The following is a 19,926-nucleotide window of genomic DNA, read 5'->3' on the forward strand; positions in this document are numbered from 1 at the left end:
TTCGGCTTTTGAACTATAATTTATAAAGGTTATTTTATTTTTCCAATCTCTTTAAATAAAATTATAAATTCTCTTTCTAACTACTTACTGATCCTTCTTTTTCTGCCCGACCGCTATTTAGTAACCAATTATGTTGAAAAATTTCAGTTACAGCCAAAATGGCACCTGTTAACAGGGAACCCCAAAATGTGACAAATGAATCAGCGAAAAACATAGCTCCAAAATATATGATAGCAGAAGACAGTACAAAATCTATAATTGCCATCATCCAATTCGTGTCTTCTCTTAACATGGCGACTTCCAAAAAGTAGCCAATAAGCGCTGCTACGATACCTAATATGATTGGCTGATACCAATTAGCAAAATTCACATTGGGTAAAATCCATGAAGCAAAGATAATGCCAATTGGAGTAATAATAAGTTTCACTACTAATCCCATTTTTATCCCACCTTGAGTGTAATAGGATTAGTATTTGTTATAAAGCGAAAATTATTAAATAGATAAACAAAAATTTAACATATTTTAATTAATACGTTTTGCCCCTATATATTTATCTCTCCAGTAAGAATTGGACATTTCGCTTACCTCTACTCCACGAGATTCACCTGCATGAATAAACTTGTTATCACCAAGATAAATACCCATATGAGAGGGACCAGCTTTATATGTTTCAAAAAACACTAAATCACCTACTGAAGGATTGTCAACATGTTCGCCAAAATTCCAAACATCACTAACAGTTCTGGGGATAGTTATATTTCTTGTTTGATAAACATAATGAATAAAACCACTGCAGTCGAAGCCACCTGGAGAATCTCCACCCCATACATAAGGTGTGCCTACTAAAGATTGAGCGGTTTCAATAATTCCAACATCATTCGCTCCTTCGATTTGAACACTTTTTACTGTTTCTTGCTCATCATCCTCATTTTCATTTTTTGTTGTATCTTCGTTCTCACCGGCATTCTCAGACTGTGAATCATTTACAGTCACTTCGTTTTGCTCATTATCTTTTTCTTCAGATGCGTATAATTCCTTTAAAGACACATTTGCTAAGTTGTTTAATAGTTCTATATTATGGTTTTCTTCTGCAATTTTTAAAGCATTTTCAGTTAGTGGACCATAAATCCCATCAATTTCTCCTTCATAATAACCGAAGTATTGCATTACTTCTTGCACGGTCTCAACTTCTTCACTTTGCATCTGTATATTTATTGATTCTGTTAAATTTTCTACTTTGGATAGTAACTTTTTCTTTTCCGCATTAACGACAGCATGGACAGTTTGTGGATTAGCTAAGCCAGTTACATCTATATCAAAGTCTTTTTGAAACTTTTTCAGTGCGTGCTCAGTTATGACGTCAAACTCTCCATCTATTGGGTCTTTATAATAGGATAAATGACTAAGTTTTTCTTGAAGTAGACGAACAACCTGGCTGTGTTCCCCGTAATTAAGCTTTTCAGATTCGATTAATAACTTATTTTCTAAAGCGGGATAAGCATCAACATAAACTGCAAATGGTTGTGTAGCCGCAAAGCTATAAAGGAATGAATGTTTAAGGACTTGCGCAGCAGTGCCATTCATATAAAAGCTCCTTTCTGTTGACCATCTAAAATTATTTTATGGTCTAGTTCCGTCTATATGAGTTACAAGTAAGTTACAAATAAATTACAATAACCAATTTTTGTTTGACTAAGTCGCTACGAATAATTTAAAATTGTTGATTGACTTACTATATTAAGGTATTCTTACATTAAGTAATGGGGTACGGATATAACTAAAATGGAGGAGATCCAATGAGGACCGGAGAACAAGCTTATTTAGATTTATGTAATTATATTTTAGAGAATGGATCACAAAAAACGGATAGAACAGGAACAGGAACCTATTCTATTTTTGGCTATCAAATACGCTATAACTTAAATGAAGGATTTCCATTATTGACTACAAAAAAAGTTCCTTTTCGGCTCATTGCAAGTGAACTATTGTGGTTTATAAAAGGGGATACGAATATCCGTTATTTACTAGAGAATAATAATAATATATGGAATGAATGGGCATTTAAAAAATGGGTGGAAAGCGATGAATATAACGGTCCAGATATGACTGACTTCGGCATTAAGAGTCTTGAAGATAGTCAATTTAAAAAAGAGTATCAAACACAGATGGAGAACTTTAAGCAAGAAATTTTAAATAACCAATCATTTGCCAATAAGTACGGTGATTTAGGTTCTGTGTATGGCAAACAATGGCGGGACTGGAAAACATCTACAAATCAAACGATTGATCAACTACATGAAGTAATTGAATCCATCAAGACAACACCTCATTCACGTAGACATATTGTGTCGGCTTGGAATCCTGAAGATATTCCATCTATGGCCTTACCTCCATGTCATACTTTATTCCAATTTTACGTTGCTGATGGCAAACTTTCATGTCAGCTTTATCAAAGAAGTGCAGACGTGTTTCTAGGCGTTCCATTTAATATCGCAAGCTATGCTTTGCTAACACATCTCATTGCACATGAAGTGGGACTTGAGGTAGGAGAATTTATACATACATTTGGGGATACGCATATATACACCAACCATGTTGAACAAGTAAATACTCAGCTTACACGTGATGTGAGATCTTTTCCGACGTTGAAAATCAAGACAGATAAAAAATCAATTTTTGATTTTGAACTTAATGATTTTGAGATCATTGATTATAATCCACACCCAACTATAAAAGCACCTATAGCTGTTTAAATATTATATCAAGGAGCGTAATTATAAATGATTTCTTTACTTGTAGCCATGGATCAAAATCGTGTTATCGGTTTAAATAATGATATGCCATGGCACTTACCGAAAGACTTAAAATTTTTTAAACAAAAAACAGTCGGACATACTATTGTTATGGGAAGAAAGACATTTAATTCAATTGGTCGTGTTTTACCAAATCGAAAACATGTGATTCTCACTAGAAATAAGAATGTGACTTTTCCTGAAGGTGTAGAAGTAATTTATGATATTTCTGGGATTAAAGACCTTGATAATAATCATCCAAATGACGAATTATTTGTTATAGGTGGCGGGAAAGTATTCGAACAAGTGTTACCAATTGCTGATCGAATGTATGTTACACTTATTGATGAAACATTTGAAGGGGATGTTTATTTCCCAAATTTTTCTGAGGAAGAATGGACATTGACTTCTAAGGTTGCGGGAGAGAAAGATGAAAAAAATCCGTATGACTATTTCTTTTTACAATATGATAGATCTTGAGAGGGGTTTAAAATGAACACGTGTGGTGTGATTTTATCAGGAGGTAAATCTTCGCGAATGGGGACGAATAAAGCTTTATTAACAATAGATAATAAGACTGTTATCGAAACAATAGCGGAGGAACTTCAATTAGTAAGTGATAAAATTATCGTTGTTACAAATGAACCCGCAGATTATAAGTTCTTAAATTTACCTTTAGTGAGCGATCGTTATCCAAATAAAGGCCCTCTTGCTGGTATTGAAACCGCCATGTACCATTTTGAGGCAGATCATTATATAATTTCTGCATGTGATATGCCGTTTATTAATCACCATGTTTACCAATATTTACTTGATAATCTTGGGATTTACGATGCAATCGTACCTGAATATGATGACCAATTACATCCTCTTTCTGGTATTTTTCGTAGAAATGCTTTAAATGTTATAAAAAGTCAAATAGAACGGGGTAATTTAAGAGTGAAAAGTTTTTTTGATTTCTTAAATGTTAAATTTGTTAAAAAATTTAATGACATTGATGAGACTTTGCTTAAAAAGCACTTTTTCAATATGAATAATCCTGAGGAATACCAACAAGCGAGGGGTTATTAAGCTTGTCATTCATAATCAAATCATGTTAAAATAATGAGGGAAAATCCTTATTTAAGTATGTGAGTAAGATCAAAAGATTTTGCAAATAAACTTCTGAGGTGATATAAATGGCACAAATTGGAATTCCTAGTTTAATTCTAATTCTTGTTGTTGCGTTAATTATTTTTGGTCCTTCTAAACTACCGGAGATTGGAAAAGCTGCAGGAAGTTCTTTAAAAGAATTTAAAAATGCTACCAAAGGTATAGTGGATGATGAGTCAAAAGAGGAAAAAGATAAATAATCATATTCTCAGGGAAGGTGTAGGGGATGACCTTACATCTTCTTTTATGCTAAATTTTTTATTTTGTTTATTGATCTAGATTGATTAAAAAAGTAGCTTCATCGATAGGGAGAGTGAAGAAGTATGCCTTCGAATACAGAGCTGAATAGCGACATTGAAATGAACATTGTTGATCATCTGTCGGAATTAAGGAAAAGGCTGATCATGACAGCCATCTTTTTTATCGTTTCTTTTATAGTTAGTTTCATTTTTGTAAAAGATATTTACCAATTTTTTGAAAAGGATATTGACTTTGTCCTTAATATTACAAGTCCTGGAGATACAATTTGGATCTATTTTACCATTGCAGGACTTATGGCCATTGTCCTTACACTTCCAATTTTATGTCTGCAAATATGGTTATTTGTAAAACCAGGATTAACAAAATCTGAACAAAAAGTATCCTTAGCTTATATTCCATCTGTCTTTCTTTTGTTCGTTATAGGGCTTGTATTCGGTTATTTTATTTTTATAAATTTAATTCTACCGTTTTTAATATCTTTAAACGATGGGATGTTTAATGAGTTATTTACGGTTGATAAATACTTTAAGTTTATGTTCCGGTTGACATTACCCTTTGCTGTTTTATTTGAAATACCAGTCATTACAATGTTTCTTACTAGTATCGGTATTCTAACACCTCAGTTTTTAAGAAAATATCGTAAGTATGCTTATTTTATTTTACTTATTGTGGGTGCCTTGGTTACACCACCGGATGTCGTGTTACAGATTGTCGTAGCCGTCCCATTAATGTTGCTATATGAAGTCAGTATCTATTTATCAACAATCATCTACAGAAAAAAACTTCGAAAACAACAGGAGTTATGATAAAAAGAATAAGCTTAATTGAGGGGGAGAACGTTGAAAATTTCATTTTATCATTTTGTCATGGCCTATCGAGGTAAAACAATACCTGATGACAAGAGTAAATTAGCCGATTGGATTTTTAATGACCATGGTTTTCCAAAACAAGCTACATCTTATCATGAGATTAGTGATTATTTGGAAATGAATAGTCCCTTTTCAAATGCGCTAACTGTGTTTGACGATCTTTTTGAAGCTTACAATTTAAAAATCAATCCTGATCTATAAATTTGAACGTATGTTACTCCCTTTGCAGATAAATAGGGAGTTTTTTCTTGGTTATTCGTCATTTAATGACTATTGTGTTGTGGAATTTTGTTAGTTCTTGCGCTTGCCCGGGAAATATTAACCGACCATTCTCCCTTCTTTTATATATTATTGCCTACACACTAATATAAATAGGGCATACTATAACTTTAGAATATATTATCGTGATAGGAGGCATATATATGGTATTCCGACCACGTCCATCAAATCAAATACCACCAGGGCATCGGCCTCTAAGACCTATGAGTAATAACTTACCTGCATCAACACAGGGAACAGGTAATATTATAGAGCAATTTAAACAAGCGAAGCCAGCACTTACTGATATAGCAAGCAAGGGAATAGGGGGGATGTCTAAAACATTAAATAATGTTCAGCAAGTACTTAGAGTAGTTGAAACAACAGCCCCTCTCATAAGGCAATACGGCCCTCTTGTAAAAAATCTTCCTGCCATGCTTAAAATGATGAAAGCACTTAATGATGCTGATAATTTTGGGACTGGGGATTCATTAGAATCCGGTGAGCTAAATCAAGAAGTCTCATCAGACGCTATTTCCCCAGATATAGAAATAGATAACTTAAAGAATGAAAGCAATAAACAAGAACAATCTAAAACCAGTACACTTGGTCAATCAAAACCAAAACTCTTTATATAAATGAATAAATTATAAAACATTCTGGTTGATTTTTACAGTAAATAAAGGAAAATAGAACTTAACATCAATTAAGGAGGGATTCGTTTGAGTAAATCATACGAAGTAGCAACATTTGCAGGTGGCTGTTTTTGGTGTATGGTTGAACCGTTCGATGAAAGACCAGGAATTATTTCGGTTGTTTCAGGTTACACCGGAGGTAATGTTAAAAATCCTAGTTATCATGAAGTTACATCAAATACAACAGGTCATATGGAAGCTGTGCAAATCACATATGACCCTCATATTATGCCATATAAAAAACTCGTTGAAACATTTTGGCAGCAAATAAATCCAACTGATCCCGAGGGTCAATTTAACGACCGAGGTGAATCATATAAGACTGCAATCTTCTATCATAATAATAATCAGAAACAAGTAGCCGAAGATTCAAAACAAAATCTTGAAACAAGTGGCAAATTCTCTGATCCTATTGTTACTAAAATCTTGCCAGCTAAAGCATTTTATCCAGCTGAAAAGGAACATCAGGATTACTATAAAAAACATTCTTTCCATTACCGATTATACAAAAAGGGATCTGGAAGAGAAGAATTTATAGATACTCATTGGAATAATGATAAAAAAGAAAATATAAAAGACAAATTAACTCCATTACAATATGAGGTCACACAAAATAATGGAACAGAACCTCCTTTTCAAAATAAATATTGGGACAATGAAGAAGAGGGGATTTATGTAGATATTATTTCTGGTAAGGTATTGTTCTCGTCAAAAGAAAAATTTGATGCGGGTTGTGGATGGCCAAGCTTTACCAAGCCTGTAGATAATTATGAACTAAAAGAAAAAGTGGATACAACTCACGGTATGATTAGAACGGAAGTTAGAAGTAAAGAGGCGGATTCGCATTTAGGACATGTGTTTAACGATGGGCCAAAAGAACATGGTGGATTACGCTATTGCATGAATTCAGCTGCGATGCGATTCATACCAAAAAGTGACATGAAAGAAGAAGGCTATAGCGATTACTTATATCTTTTTAAATAGGTGTAATCTGTCAAAAAAAGAGGGGGTGTTCTATACATGATTCATTGGAATTGGGAAAAATCACCGGTAATTAAACAAATCGAATGTGTACATGCCGATGCTAAAAAATTCATTGTTCATAATAAGTTAACTCCTGGAAAAAAATACGATGTTAAAAATGAAACTGAAGAATTTTATTTTATCATCGACAATAGCGATCGAATCGGTGGTTTTAAAAAGGAATACTTTAAAGAGTTAAAATAACAGGCTAAAGCCTGTTATTTTTAGTTTATAAAAGTCAACATCGGCTCAAAATAATAAGGAAGGCCGACTAAAGTCGGTCTTTGCGACCAACGTCGGCATACCCCTTTTGCAGGGGCATGTTTCCTTTATCTCCTACGTAATGAATAGTCTCAATTAAAACCGATGCTCCTGAGCATCAACATTGACCCTACCTCGCTTGGCGAGGCGCAGTCCGTGCGTTGCTAAGCGGGCGCCACGCGCTTTTGTTCTCTAGTGGTGACAGGTCATTTTATTTAATTGTAAATTGCTTATAACCTTTTTCTCCCTCTGTTTTTTCTATATTAATATCATCAACTCGAATAAAGCGGTGAAACCCATTTTTAATTTCTGTTACATATTGATTCACTTGGTTTTCAGGTCCTTCAACTTCCATTTCTACTGTTCCATCTTCCAGATTCATGACCCACCCGTAAAGATTATATTCATTCGCTTTTTGTTGGGCAGAATATCGAAATCCTACACCTTGTACATGACCGCTAATAATTAAATGAAAATGCATTGATATACACTCCTTAATATAGATACTATTCTTTACCACTACTGAAAAACTACTAACTTAAAGTTTAACAAGAATTATAAAAAACTAAAAGTAAGGGTAAACTGCATACTAATGTTTTATTCTGTCTTAAACTAAAAGTGTGACAATTATCACACTCATTGAAATAATCATTAATATTACTTGGTGTATATATTTAGACATGATATGGTAAAAAGAAACAAATTATTTGGACATTAATAAAGTAAAAAAAGATTTCGGAGGTGGCGTCATGGTAAAATCTTCTACACCTTTTTGGAAAAGATTATCGTATTTTGGTAAGTCAGAGAAGTTAAATGATCAATATGAACGATCACCATTAGACAGACATTCTGAACAAATTTATCGTAACAGATGGCAGCATGATAGAGTGGTTCGTACAACACATGGGGTAAACTGCACAGGGTCTTGTAGTTGGAAGGTACATGTTAAGGATGGAATTATTGCATGGGAAACCCAGCAAACAGATTATCCTTCAACAGGGCCTGGCATGCCGGAATATGAACCGCGGGGTTGTCCAAGGGGAGCTTCTTTCTCCTGGTACACATATAGTCCACATCGTGTTAGGTATCCATATATTCGCTCTTCATTATTGTCTTTGTGGTCTGAGGCTCTTAACGAAGAGAAAGATCCAGTTAAGGCTTGGCAGAACTTAATAGAAGATCCAGAAAAAGCAGACAAGTATAAATCTGCACGAGGAAAAGGTGGCTTTGTTCGCACAACGTGGGAGGAAATTAACACGTTAATCTCAGCCTCTTTGATCCATACAATAAAAAAAGAGGGTCCTGATCGAATTTTTGGATTTTCTCCAATTCCCGCTATGTCAATGGTTAGTTATGCGGGGGGTTCACGTTTTTTAAATTTAATAGGTGGTTCTCTGCTTAGTTTTTACGATTGGTATGCAGATTTACCTCCAGCTTCTCCTCAAGTATGGGGAGAACAAACTGATGTTCCTGAAAGCTCGGACTGGTATAATTCTAGTTATTTATTAGTTTGGGGATCTAATTTACCACAAACAAGAACTCCAGATTCCCACTTTATGATTGAATCGAGATATAAAGGAACTAAAGTAGTAGCCGTTGCGCCAGATTACGCTGAATACGTTAAATTTGCAGATACTTGGCTGCCAGTTGAAGCAGGTATGGATGCAGCTCTTGGTATGACAATGACACAAGTTGTTTTAAATGAATATTACGTTCAGCAAGAAACTCCTTATTTTAAAGAGTACGTTAAGAAATATACTGATCTTCCATTTTTAATTACTTTATCCAAAGAAGGAGATACACTTCGTAGTGGCAAATTTCTTCGTGCGGAAAATCTTGACATGGAAATCTCGAATGCTGAATGGAAAACAGTTATGTTTGATCGAAAAACAAATAAATTTGCGACGCCAAATGGTACGGTTGGACACCGCTGGGAAGATAATAAAAATTGGAATTTACATTTGAAGGATACAGATAATCAACTTGGGGATATCGATCCTTTACTTAGTTTTGTTGATAATGCAGATGAGGTAGTTGAGGTTAGCTTTCCTCAGTTTATGGTTAATACAAAAGATACATTTTCCCGAAAAGTGCCTGTGAAAAAAATAGAAATAGACGGGAACGAACAATATGTTACGACTGTGTTCGACCTTCTTTTAGCTAATAATGGGGTAACAAGAGAACAACTTGGTGAAAAAGAACTAGACTATACTGATGAAAACAGTATATACACTCCTGCTTGGCAAGAAAAATTAACAGGAGTACCTGGCGGAGATGTTGCTCAAATTGCTAGAGAATTTGCTCAAAATGCAATTGATTCCAATGGTCGATCCATGATTATTATGGGATCAGGCATCAATCATTGGTATCACTCAGACATAATATACCGGACAATATTGAATCTAGTTATGCTGACCGGATGTGAAGGTGTTAATGGAGGCGGCTGGGCACATTATGTAGGACAAGAAAAAGTTCGTCCGCTGGAAGGATGGCAATCTATAGCAATGGCTCGTGACTGGGGAGGTCCACCTCGCCTTCATGCGGGTACGTCATTTTTCTATTTTGCAACTGAACAATGGCGCTATGAAGATCAAAAAGTCGATCAGCTTACCTCTCCTTTAACAAAAGAAGCTCGCTACAAACATCTAGGAGATTATAACTCTCTTGCGACTCGACTTGGTTGGCTTCCATCTTATCCGCAGTTTAATAAAAACTCGATTAATATGGCGAACGGAAAATCAAACGAGGAAGTATCAAAAATGGTTGTGGAGCAAATTAAATCTGGAGAGTTGGAGTTTGCAAGTGATGACCCAAGTAACCCAATTAATTTTCCTAAACTTTTGTTCGTCTGGCGAGCTAATCTTATCGGTAGTTCTGCAAAAGGCCATGAATATTTTCTGAAGCATTTACTAGGAACACATGAAGGAACGTTAAGTGAGCAAGAAGAAGAAAAGCAAACAAACGAAATAAAGTGGATTGAAGATGTTCCAGAGGGGAAACTTGATTTACTCATAAATTATGATTTTAGAATGAGTGGAACAGGTTTATACTCGGATATTGTCCTTCCAGCTGCTACATGGTATGAGAAACACGACTTGTCAAGTACAGATATGCATCCTTTTGTTCATCCATTCAATCCAGCTATCACTCCTCCGTGGGAGTCAAGATCAGATTGGGATGCATTTAAATTACTTGCTAAAAAATTCTCTGAGATGTCTGAGCATTACTTTTCAGAACCTGTACAAGATGTTGTTGCTACTGCTTTGCAGCATGACTCCAAAGACGAAATTGCACAAGCATACGGGAAAGTACCTGATTGGAAATACGATGATTCTATCGAACCAACGCCAGGGGTGAATTTCCCAAGAATCCAAGTCGTGGAACGAGATTACTCCAAAGTATACGAGAAATTTATTACTTTAGGTGAAAATGTGCGTAATCAAATTGGTGCACACGGAGTTAGTTGGCAAGCTGAAGAAGAGCATGATAGGTTAAGAAAAACACTTGGTACAAATAAACGGTTACAGCATTATAAACATTTGCCAAGCCTTGAATCTGATAGGAAAGTTGCCGAAGGAATTCTTACGCTCTCAAGTGCAACGAACGGTGACATGGCTGTCAAAGCTTGGAAAGCTCAAGAAGAGAACACAGGCCAAGAGTTAACTGATTTAATCAGCGGGCGTGCAGAAGAGAAAATTACTTTTAATGATATTTCAAATCAACCAAGACGTGTCCTTTCAACTCCTGTATTTAGTGGAACGAATGAAGATGATAGAAGGTATTCTTCGTTTACGACGAATATCGAAAGGTTGGTTCCATTTCGAACCTTGACAGGCAGGCAACATTTTTATCTGGATCATGATGTTATGCTTGAATTTGGCGAAGAACTACCGACATTCAAACCACCACTTCAAAAGTTAACATTTTATAATAATGACAAGAAGCCAGAAGCAGTTGAAAATGAAATTACATTACGCTATCTAACACCACACTTTAAATGGTCTTATCACTCAACGTATGGTGATACATTACCAATGCTGACACTGTTTAGAGGTGGACCCCATGTTTGGTTGAATAACAATGATGCTGCTTCAGTAGGCATTGAAGATAATGATTGGATTGAAATGTATAACAGAAATGGTGTTGTGGTTGCTCGTGCAGTGGTTAGCCATAGAATTCCAAGTGGGATAGTTTATATGTATCACGTTCAAGACCGCTTGATAAATGTTCCCGGTTCAAAAATAACCAAGACACGCGGAGGTACATTTAACAGTCCAACGCGAATTCATATTAAACCAACGCAAATGATTGGCGGCTATGCTCAATTAAGCTATGGATTTAATTATTATGGACCGACCGGCAACCAACGTGATGAACAGGTTATTATTCGAAAAATGGAAAGGGACGAGGTGGATTGGCTTGAAGATTAAAGCACAGTTTGGAATGGTAATGAACTTAGATAAATGTATCGGATGCCATACATGTAGTGTTACTTGTAGTAATACTTGGACGAACCGTCCTGGAACAGAATATATGTATTGGAATAATGTTGAGACTAAGCCAGGGGTTGGTTACCCAAGAGAGTGGGAAGACAATGATGCCAGAAAAGGGGGCTGGCATGTAAAAAATGGTAAACTCCAATTAAGAGCAGGAGGAAAAGTCAGTAAGCTACTTAATATATTTTATAATAAAGATTTAGTCCAAATCGATGAATACTATGAACCTTGGACTTATGACTATGATAATTTAATTAATAGTCCAGAAAAAGAACATCAACCTGTTGCACGTCCTGTTTCACAGCTGACAGGTGAATACATGGATATCACATGGGGACCTAACTGGGAAGATGATCTTGCAGGTGTTCATGTAACAGGGAAAAATGATCCTAATATGCGCAATTTAGATGAAGAGATTAAATTTGAGTTTGAAGAAACGTTCATGATGTATTTACCGCGTATTTGTGAACATTGTCAAAACCCGTCTTGTGTCTCATCCTGCCCTTCAGGTGCAATGTATAAAAGAGAAGAAGATGGTATTGTTTTGGTTGACCAAGATACATGTAGAAGTTGGCGTTTTTGTATGACTGGATGCCCTTATAAAAAAGTTTATTTCAATTGGAAAACACACAAAGCAGAAAAGTGTACATTTTGTTTTCCGAGAATAGAAACGGGAGAACCAACCATTTGTTCGGAAACTTGTGTTGGTCGTCTACGATATATTGGTATTGTTTTATATGATGCCGATAAGGTCCTGGAAGCAGCTTCAGTAGAAGATGAAAAAGATTTGTATGAAGCACAGTTGAGCACTTTTTTAGATCCATTTGATCCAGAGATTCAAAAAGAAGCTATCAAACAAGGTATTCCTGAAGATTGGCTTGAAGCAGCACAAAGATCACCTGTTTATAAAATGGCAGTTGAACAACGTATAGCTTTACCACTTCATCCTGAATACCGCACAATGCCCATGGTATGGTACGTGCCACCATTAAGTCCGTTTATGAATGCTTTAGGTGAACAGGTGAATACGTTAGATCCTAATGTGATTTTCCCAACCATTAATCAATTCCGTATACCTATTGATTATTTGGCAAGTCTATTTACTGCAGGTGACTCAGAAATTATCAAAAAGGTGTTACAAAAATTAGTAGCTATGAGAACATATATGAGATATAAAGAGCTAGATAAAGAATTTGATAAGTCAATCCTTGATGAAGCAGACATGACTGAAGAGATGGCGGAAGAAATGTATCAACTTTCTGCGATTGCTAAATACGAGGATCGTTACGTTATCCCTAAATCTCATCGTGAAGATGCTGGTGATATGCACGCAAGACAAGGTTCTGCAGGCTTCGAATTTATGGAAGCATGTAAAAGTTGTATGGATGGCGGCCAAGCAGCAGATCCGCTCTCCTATTACGAAAGTGGATTTTGGAGGGAGCTAGATGAAAGCACACCAAAAGGTTTTTAAGTTAACCTCAACACTTATGCTTTACCCACAAAGACAATGGATTGAGCAATTAACTGCGGTGAAAGAAGAAATATCAACCTATCATAACAGCTTAGTAAATAGTTATTTAAATTCTTTTATTCACTACTTGGAAACAACACCATTTGAACAATTATGTTTAAACTATGTCTACACATTCGATTTTCACGGAGTAACAACTTTAAACCTAACTTATAATGTGTTTAAAGACTCTAGAAAAAGAGGAGAAGCTTTAGTGAAACTAAGGCAAATCTTATCAGACTCAGATTTAGAAGCTGAGTCTGATGAGTTACCTGATTATTTACCAATGATATTAGAATTTGTAGCAATTGCTGATGAGAAATATGCAATTCGTTTGCTAAGACTCCATTTGAATTCTTTAAAACACTTGGAACAAGAACTCGTCAAAAATGATAGTCCTTATCATTTTTTACTTAAGGCGGTTATTGAAATTTCTTTAAATACTTTTTTAAAGAACGAACAAATTTCTTCTTAAGCTAAGTAAGATGTGTTTTCATTTGAGTAATCTGTATCTTATCACTTTTATACTACTAGAAAGGGTTGGTTTCATGTCAAGCCTTGACATCTTCTTATGGATTGTCTTTCCATATATATCATTGACGATATTTGTTCTTGGTCATATTTATCGATATAATACAGACCAATTTGGTTGGACAGCCAAATCAAGCCAATTTTTAGAACAAAAGCGATTACGTTTTGGAAGTACGGTCTTTCATTGGGGTATTATTTTTGTGTTTTTTGGCCATGTTGCCGGAATATTAATTCCCAAAGCATGGTTTGATTGGATTGGGATCACACAAGATATGTACCATTTCGGAGCTATTTGGTTTGGGGGCTTAGCTGGACTTGCAGTAGTGGTTGGTGGTTTTTTTCTCTTTCTTCGCCGTGTGTCTGTAAAGAGAGTTATTAAGAATAGTTCAGTGAGTGATTATGTATCATTAATTATTCTTGGTGCAGTAGTGCTTGTTGGGTTTACGAACACAGCGGGCTATAATGCATCAGGAGGTACTTTTGATTACCGAGTTGTCATAGGTCCATGGGCAAGGGAATTGTTAACACTGCGACCATCACAAGGCATGGTTGCTGCGATGGCTCAGGCTCCAATAGGTTTTCAGCTCCACATATTTTTAGCTTTCGTGTTGTTTGCAGCTTGGCCTTTTACTAGACTTGTTCATGTATTTAGCCTCCCATTGAAATATTTGAATAGAAGGTATGTAGTCTATCGGAATGCTAAACCTTATAATAAACGCCAAGCTCCAGAAAGAAAAGAATTAAATTAAGAAAAGATTCCCCACAATCATTCTAGTTTGTGGGGAATTATGATAAGATATAAGAAACTCATTTATTGGGGGAAAATATTGATGGCTACAGGACCAGCTTTAAGGAAACTAGCTGCCCATCGGTCAATACACGATGGAGCACATGCAGAGGCTCGAGATCTTACTGACGTTACTGAAAAATTATTTCAAGATAATCGCATGGAAGATTGCTTAAAAGCAGCCGAGGCATTGATTGAATATATTGAATCACGAATCATTGCCCACGCGGATGCAGAAGAGGAAGGACTGTATCAAGAAATTCAAGAAGAAAACCCGAAACTAACGACAGATATACATATGCTGACTCGAGATCATGATTTAATGAGAGTGATTTTAAGTAAAATCAAAGAACAGTTAGAAAGTAAAAAAGAAGTCACTCGTACAATGATCAATCAATTTAACGCTATTTTAATTGTTAACGAAATACATAGTCGAAGCGAAGAAGAGAAATTGTTGGAAGATTAAAGAATAAAAAGTGGCGGAACAGAAGCTGTAAATCATAATGATTTACAGCTTTTTTGCTCATTCGATATGGAATTAGCTAAGTATTAAAACATCCTGATACCTATCGTTTATACTTTCCGAAATAAAGGGAACAATATGTTTATCAACCCGGAGAGCGAGGTGTATAAATGACTAAACATAATAATATGCCTGAAAACCCCGAACCTTTTTGGCGAGAATTAATTGATTTACCTTCATTTTCCAAATTGAAAGATTCTTTGAAGGTTGACGTAGGGATTGTCGGTGGGGGAATTACAGGCATAACTACTGCCTATTTACTAGCTAAAGAAAATATTAATGTAGCGTTGTTAGATTCTAATGTTATCTTAAATGGTACTACCGGGCATACAACAGCTAAAGTGACTGCCCAGCATGGCTTGATATATGACGAATTTATATCTCATTTCGGTTTAGAAAAAACACAATTATATTATCAAGCTAATATGGATGCGAAAAAATTCATCAAACAAACGATTGACCAATATAATTTGAAATGCGACTATAAAGAAGAAAATGCCTTTCTTTATACCAATTCAGATGATTATTTATTGAAGTTGGAACATGAGCAAAAAGCATATGATAAAGTTAAAATACCTCATGAAACGAAAACGAATATCCCGTTAGATATACCAATAAAGTCTGCACTTGTTATGCCAAACCAAGGTCAATTTCATCCTTTAAAGTATTTAAAGCAACTAGTTGATGAAAGTGTCAGCAATGGCGTTCAATTTTATGAAAATACAGCAGCAATTGACGTTGAATATAACAAACATCCTACGATTATTACACGCGATGGTTATCGAGTTACATGCCGTTATGTCATCGAGGCATCGCATTATCCTTTTTACGATGGGCAAGGCTTTTATCCGACACGCTTAAAACCAGAGCGTTCCTATATTATTGGTATTAAGACAGATAAGTCATATCCTGGTGGTATGTATATAAATGCAGAATCACCAACACGTTCTATAAGAAGCACACCTATTGATGATGAGAATTTATGGTTAATCGCAGGAGAAAATCATAGAACAGGTCAAGGTAAGTCAACAATCGATCACTACGTTGCACTTCAAAACTTTGCTGAAAAACAATTTGGAGTTAAAGATTTTATTTACCGCTGGTCAGCACAAGATTTGACAACCCTTGATAAACTTCCTTACATTGGGCCAGTTACCAAAGGCCAAGATTCAGTATTAGTTGCTACTGGCTATAGGAAATGGGGAATGACCAATGGAACAATTGCAGCCCAAATTCTTGCAGATTCCATTTTAGAAAAAGAAAACCCGTACAAAAATCTTTACACACCAGCGAGATTTCAGGGGGATCCATCTGTGAAAAAGTTTGCACAATTTAATACTAATGTGGCTAAATCTTTAATTAAAGGCAAACTTGATGATACAAAAGAAAATATAAATAATCTAGATATAGATGAAGCTACCATAACTAGAGTCAATGGTGAACGTACGGGCGTTTATAAAGATAAGAATGCTGAACTTCATTTAGTTGATACAACGTGCACACATTTACGGTGTGAAGTTGCATGGAACTCAGGTGAAAGAACATGGGATTGTCCATGTCACGGATCGAGATTTTCATACACTGGAGAAGTTATTGAAGGCCCAGCAAAAGAACCACTGGAAAAAAGATCACTAAATGATTAATTTAAAAAAGTATTAAGAGATTACGTTACAATAATTTATGTTGTTGTAACGTAATTTTTTATCTTATCTCACTATCATAAGTATACTTGGTATATGAGATTAATTTTATCTTTTTCGCACTAACTTCCGATAATATATATTATGTAAACAAGGAAATAATTATTTATGTAAGGATCGATTAATCAACTCCCTTTCATTGTTTTGTTGAAACGATTCTTTTAATTCCGTAAAGAAGTGGTCAACCTCTTTTAAAATTAAGCGACTTTCATCAACAGCCGCCTTACCTTCTATCGACCTATCATAAGCTTCATATAAACTTAGATAACATTTAATTTTGTCTTTAATCCGTCTCACTTAATTGATCTAGCCTGTTATCAATATGTGAAATGACAAAGTTACATTCTTCTAATTCAAATTCATCACGATATTTTAAGAAATAGTTTAAACACTTCACCGCATGATTTCTCCATTGTTTTAATTCATCTACTGAACACTTTTTGATTTCCTGCTTAACTTGATTTCTATTCATTTTAAAAGCCGTCCCACCTAAAAAATAAATTAATCATTAATTAAGTACATTGTATCTTCCTAAAATGGAAAATTACAATATTTAGCATAGGCAAATAATCTATTTTATCCTTACCCATTGACTAATAGGAATAGTTCATGTAATATCATATCTGAATTAAATATCCCTCGTTAGGTAAGGTTCCTGTGGTGGAGATACGCTACTGCCCAAAAACGTCCAAAGACGCCAATGGGTCAGCAGAAATTATCGACTTAAGGTAATTTTTAATGTAGCTGGTTTAATCCTATGCCTCACAGTGCTAAAGCTCTACGATTGGAGGACATTTGTTTTAGGCTATTTTAGCTTATTTTAGCGTAGCGTATAATTTTATCCTTGCTAATATACAAAACACCTTCACGCATTGTTGGTGTTTTTTTATTGTTAATAACAGGTATATATTTACAGGTGAATTATTAGCTTATAAATGAACAAACAGGTACCTCCTAACATGTTAATTTAACTTCAAAATTTACTAAGGAGGAATGAGTGACAATGATAAAACTCACTGATAAGACAAGAGAACAATACAGTAAAGTAATCTTAACTGCCCTTCATGAAGAAGAGCTAATTGATTTCAGGGACACCTTTTTAGATCTTCATCCATCAGATCAAATCGATATTTTCATCACTCTTAGCCCAGAAGATCGTCAAACGGTTTATACATTTTTGTCCCCTAAAGAAATGGCTGACATATTTGGTGGGTTGAAGTTTAATAAGCAAATCGATTATGTAGATGAAATGGATAAAGATTACGCATCAGATATGTTCAATAGTATGTTTACCGACGATATAGTTAATTTTTTGTCTAAACTAGATCGGGAACGTTCTGATGCACTTATGCAGAATTTAGATAAACCTAAAGCAGATAAAATTAAGAATCTTTTATCGTATGAGAAAGAAACAGCCGGAGCTGTTATGACAAAGGAATTGATCAGTATATCTAGTGCTGAGACAGTATCCGATGTGCTCGATATGTTGAGAGATAAAGCCCCTGATGCAGAAATCGTATATTATCTATATGTTATAGATGAGGAAGGTCACTTAGTTGGTGTGGTTTCTTTAAGGGATTTGATTATTTCAAAACCAAATGAAATTATTGAGGATGTTATGAGTACTAGGGTTGTTTCCGTTCCAGATAATATGGATCAAGAAGATGTAGGGATGCTAATTAAAAAATATGACTTTCTAGCCGCCCCAGTTGTTTCCAGTGACAATCACCTATTAGGTATTGTAACGGTTGATGACATTATGGATATTCTAGAAGACGAAACGACTGAAGATTTTGGGGAGATTTCTGCTACTAAAGGGGCAACAGACGTTAATATAGGTTCATTTGCCGCAGCGAAAAAGAGATCACCATGGATTATTGCACTTATGTTTTTTGGTCTCATTACGGGTAGTGTGATTGGTCGCTTCGAAGAAACACTAGAGTCCGTAGTATTACTAGCCGTTTTTATTCCAATGATCATGGATTCAGCTGGAAATGTTGGGACACAATCCCTAGCCGTATCTGTTCGCGGTCTTGCTCTAGGAACAATTGAAAAAAACAGTTACTTTAAAATGATCAGACGAGAACTAGGTTCCGGATTTTTAATTGGACTTATATGTATGATTGTTATAACACTTTTAGTTGCTTTATTCTATCAGCACCTAGCTTTAGGATTGATTGTTGGTTTTTCAATTCTTTGTACTTTAAGTGTGTCTGCGGTTGTAGGAGCGACAGTTCCATTAATAATTGATAAGTTGAAATTTGATCCAGCGATTGCATCAGGTCCTTTTATTACCACTTTGAATGACATTATTGGTTTGCTTATTTATTTTACTATCGCGACTAACTTAATTAATTTGCTATAAATTAATTAGTATAAAAAGATCATCTCTTAAGTAGATGATCTTTTTATTTTTGAGATATAATTAATTTTGCTTATACTGTGGCTCTTCTGATTGTACATATTGTAATCGTGCATTTAAATTATCTAAAATGGTTTGTTGTTGCTGCGCTAAGTTTTGAAACATTTGCTTCGCGTTCTGGTCTTGCGTTTCTAAAGCAAAGCTGTTGAGGCTCCCCAACAGACTGTGGCAATCTGCTACTGTTTGTTGTAATTGAGTTCCAACTGTCATTAAAGATCACCTCCTACAGTTTTATAATGACCATGAAGACAATTTTCTATGTAATTAAACCAACATAACTTTCTAGGGGGTATAGGTATATACCCCTCTAGTTAAATTTCACGAAAAATATACCCCCTACTCGTACAAGGAGTACGGTAAGGGGGTATGTTAATTATTTTATCTGCTTCGGACTAATAGCTGAATAGCCTCTTCAACGGCTTCAGATGAGTCTTCACCCATGGATTGCTGTTCTTGCACACACTTTTGTAAATTCTGTGCTACAATTTGTGCGGTAGCTCGGTCTATTGCTGTTCGTGAAGCTGATAATTGACTAACTACGTCCTTACATTCTTTTCCTTCTTCCATCATCTTTAAAATGCCACGAACTTGTCCTTCTATTCTTTTCAATCGATTTTTTATTGCTTGTGGGTATTCCAAGATATT

General features: G+C 35.2%; 22 protein-coding genes and 1 riboswitch. Of the genes, 16 read left to right on the plus strand and 6 right to left on the minus strand.

Annotated elements, in window-relative coordinates:
- Nucleotides 1-76 precede the first annotated feature (76 nt).
- Together KQI49_RS07305 and KQI49_RS07310 are read right to left on the minus strand one after the other, a co-directional pair.
- Nucleotides 77-439 (minus strand): DUF2512 family protein, encoded by a 363-nt coding sequence (locus tag KQI49_RS07305; RefSeq protein WP_216487715.1) that lies wholly within the window; start codon nucleotides 437-439, stop codon nucleotides 77-79.
- 84 nt (nucleotides 440-523) lie between these two features.
- Nucleotides 524-1,585 (minus strand): C40 family peptidase, encoded by a 1,062-nt coding sequence (locus KQI49_RS07310; RefSeq protein ID WP_216487716.1) that lies wholly within the window; start codon nucleotides 1,583-1,585, stop codon nucleotides 524-526.
- A gap of 212 nt (nucleotides 1,586-1,797) precedes the next feature.
- Between KQI49_RS07310 and KQI49_RS07315 the strand changes: the two genes are divergently transcribed.
- The 9 genes from KQI49_RS07315 (at nucleotide 1,798) to KQI49_RS07355 (ending at nucleotide 7,255) form a co-directional block, all read left to right on the plus strand.
- Nucleotides 1,798-2,754, plus strand: a complete 957-nt coding sequence (locus KQI49_RS07315) for a thymidylate synthase (RefSeq protein ID WP_216487717.1) — start codon at nucleotides 1,798-1,800, stop codon at nucleotides 2,752-2,754.
- Between the two features lie 27 nt (nucleotides 2,755-2,781).
- Nucleotides 2,782-3,273 carry a dihydrofolate reductase gene (locus tag KQI49_RS07320; protein ID WP_216487718.1) on the plus strand — a complete coding sequence of 164 codons (492 nt, stop codon included), beginning with the start codon at nucleotides 2,782-2,784 and terminating at the stop codon, nucleotides 3,271-3,273.
- Nucleotides 3,274-3,285: 12 nt separating this feature from the next.
- Nucleotides 3,286-3,864 (plus strand): molybdenum cofactor guanylyltransferase, encoded by a 579-nt coding sequence (mobA, locus tag KQI49_RS07325; protein WP_216487719.1) that lies wholly within the window; start codon nucleotides 3,286-3,288, stop codon nucleotides 3,862-3,864.
- Nucleotides 3,865-3,971: 107 nt separating this feature from the next.
- Nucleotides 3,972-4,145 carry a twin-arginine translocase TatA/TatE family subunit gene (locus KQI49_RS07330; RefSeq protein WP_216487720.1) on the plus strand — a complete coding sequence of 58 codons (174 nt, stop codon included), beginning with the start codon at nucleotides 3,972-3,974 and terminating at the stop codon, nucleotides 4,143-4,145.
- 123 nt (nucleotides 4,146-4,268) lie between these two features.
- Nucleotides 4,269-5,012 carry a twin-arginine translocase subunit TatC gene (gene tatC, locus KQI49_RS07335; RefSeq protein ID WP_216487721.1) on the plus strand — a complete coding sequence of 248 codons (744 nt, stop codon included), beginning with the start codon at nucleotides 4,269-4,271 and terminating at the stop codon, nucleotides 5,010-5,012.
- Nucleotides 5,013-5,045: 33 nt separating this feature from the next.
- Nucleotides 5,046-5,276 carry a YozE family protein gene (locus KQI49_RS07340; protein WP_216487722.1) on the plus strand — a complete coding sequence of 77 codons (231 nt, stop codon included), beginning with the start codon at nucleotides 5,046-5,048 and terminating at the stop codon, nucleotides 5,274-5,276.
- A 221-nt stretch (nucleotides 5,277-5,497) separates the two neighbouring features.
- Complete coding sequence (locus KQI49_RS07345) at nucleotides 5,498-5,971, plus strand: YqfQ family protein (protein ID WP_216487723.1); 474 nt, start codon at nucleotides 5,498-5,500, stop codon at nucleotides 5,969-5,971.
- Nucleotides 5,972-6,055: 84 nt separating this feature from the next.
- Nucleotides 6,056-7,012 carry a peptide-methionine (R)-S-oxide reductase MsrB gene (msrB, locus tag KQI49_RS07350; RefSeq protein WP_216487724.1) on the plus strand — a complete coding sequence of 319 codons (957 nt, stop codon included), beginning with the start codon at nucleotides 6,056-6,058 and terminating at the stop codon, nucleotides 7,010-7,012.
- Between the two features lie 36 nt (nucleotides 7,013-7,048).
- Nucleotides 7,049-7,255 (plus strand): DUF6501 family protein, encoded by a 207-nt coding sequence (locus KQI49_RS07355; protein WP_216487725.1) that lies wholly within the window; start codon nucleotides 7,049-7,051, stop codon nucleotides 7,253-7,255.
- A gap of 268 nt (nucleotides 7,256-7,523) precedes the next feature.
- On the opposite strand, the gene KQI49_RS07360 is transcribed toward KQI49_RS07355, so the two are convergent.
- Nucleotides 7,524-7,793, minus strand: a complete 270-nt coding sequence (locus KQI49_RS07360; protein WP_216487726.1) for an acylphosphatase — start codon at nucleotides 7,791-7,793, stop codon at nucleotides 7,524-7,526.
- 268 nt (nucleotides 7,794-8,061) lie between these two features.
- Here KQI49_RS07360 and KQI49_RS07365 point away from each other — a divergent pair, with 268 nt between their 5' ends.
- From KQI49_RS07365 to KQI49_RS07390, 6 genes are all read left to right on the plus strand, one after another.
- Entirely contained in the window at nucleotides 8,062-11,742 is a 3,681-nt protein-coding gene (locus KQI49_RS07365) for a nitrate reductase subunit alpha (RefSeq protein ID WP_216487727.1), read from the plus strand.
- Entirely contained in the window at nucleotides 11,732-13,279 is a 1,548-nt protein-coding gene (gene narH / locus KQI49_RS07370) for a nitrate reductase subunit beta (protein WP_216487728.1), read from the plus strand. Before KQI49_RS07365 ends, narH begins: the two co-directional genes overlap by 11 nt.
- Entirely contained in the window at nucleotides 13,254-13,793 is a 540-nt protein-coding gene (gene narJ / locus KQI49_RS07375; RefSeq protein ID WP_216487729.1) for a nitrate reductase molybdenum cofactor assembly chaperone, read from the plus strand. Before narH ends, narJ begins: the two co-directional genes overlap by 26 nt.
- A gap of 73 nt (nucleotides 13,794-13,866) precedes the next feature.
- A complete protein-coding gene (gene narI / locus KQI49_RS07380) occupies nucleotides 13,867-14,598 on the plus strand; it encodes a respiratory nitrate reductase subunit gamma (protein WP_216487730.1) in 732 nt (243 codons plus the stop codon).
- An 81-nt stretch (nucleotides 14,599-14,679) separates the two neighbouring features.
- Entirely contained in the window at nucleotides 14,680-15,102 is a 423-nt protein-coding gene (locus KQI49_RS07385; RefSeq protein ID WP_216487731.1) for a hemerythrin domain-containing protein, read from the plus strand.
- 167 nt (nucleotides 15,103-15,269) lie between these two features.
- Nucleotides 15,270-16,802 (plus strand): FAD-dependent oxidoreductase, encoded by a 1,533-nt coding sequence (locus KQI49_RS07390; RefSeq protein ID WP_216487732.1) that lies wholly within the window; start codon nucleotides 15,270-15,272, stop codon nucleotides 16,800-16,802.
- Nucleotides 16,803-17,142: 340 nt separating this feature from the next.
- Here KQI49_RS07390 and KQI49_RS07395 read toward each other — a convergent pair whose 3' ends face one another.
- A complete protein-coding gene (locus tag KQI49_RS07395) occupies nucleotides 17,143-17,331 on the minus strand; it encodes a hypothetical protein (RefSeq protein WP_216487733.1) in 189 nt (62 codons plus the stop codon).
- Between the two features lie 159 nt (nucleotides 17,332-17,490).
- A riboswitch (M-box (ykoK) riboswitch) is annotated at nucleotides 17,491-17,655 on the plus strand.
- Between the two features lie 207 nt (nucleotides 17,656-17,862).
- Between KQI49_RS07395 and mgtE the strand changes: the two genes are divergently transcribed.
- Nucleotides 17,863-19,224 (plus strand): magnesium transporter, encoded by a 1,362-nt coding sequence (gene mgtE, locus KQI49_RS07400; RefSeq protein ID WP_216487863.1) that lies wholly within the window; start codon nucleotides 17,863-17,865, stop codon nucleotides 19,222-19,224.
- A 60-nt stretch (nucleotides 19,225-19,284) separates the two neighbouring features.
- Here mgtE and KQI49_RS07405 read toward each other — a convergent pair whose 3' ends face one another.
- On the minus strand, nucleotides 19,285-19,491 hold the full coding sequence (locus KQI49_RS07405; protein WP_216487734.1) for a DUF1657 domain-containing protein: 207 nt from the start codon (nucleotides 19,489-19,491) through the stop codon (nucleotides 19,285-19,287).
- Between the two features lie 168 nt (nucleotides 19,492-19,659).
- On the minus strand, nucleotides 19,660-19,920 hold the full coding sequence (locus tag KQI49_RS07410) for a metal-sensitive transcriptional regulator (protein WP_216487735.1): 261 nt from the start codon (nucleotides 19,918-19,920) through the stop codon (nucleotides 19,660-19,662).
- Between the last annotated feature and the right edge of the window lie 6 nt (nucleotides 19,921-19,926).

Origin of the sequence: Virgibacillus sp. MSJ-26, assembly GCF_018918075.1 — a bacterium.
Taxonomy (GTDB): Bacteria; Bacillota; Bacilli; order Bacillales; family Amphibacillaceae; genus MSJ-26.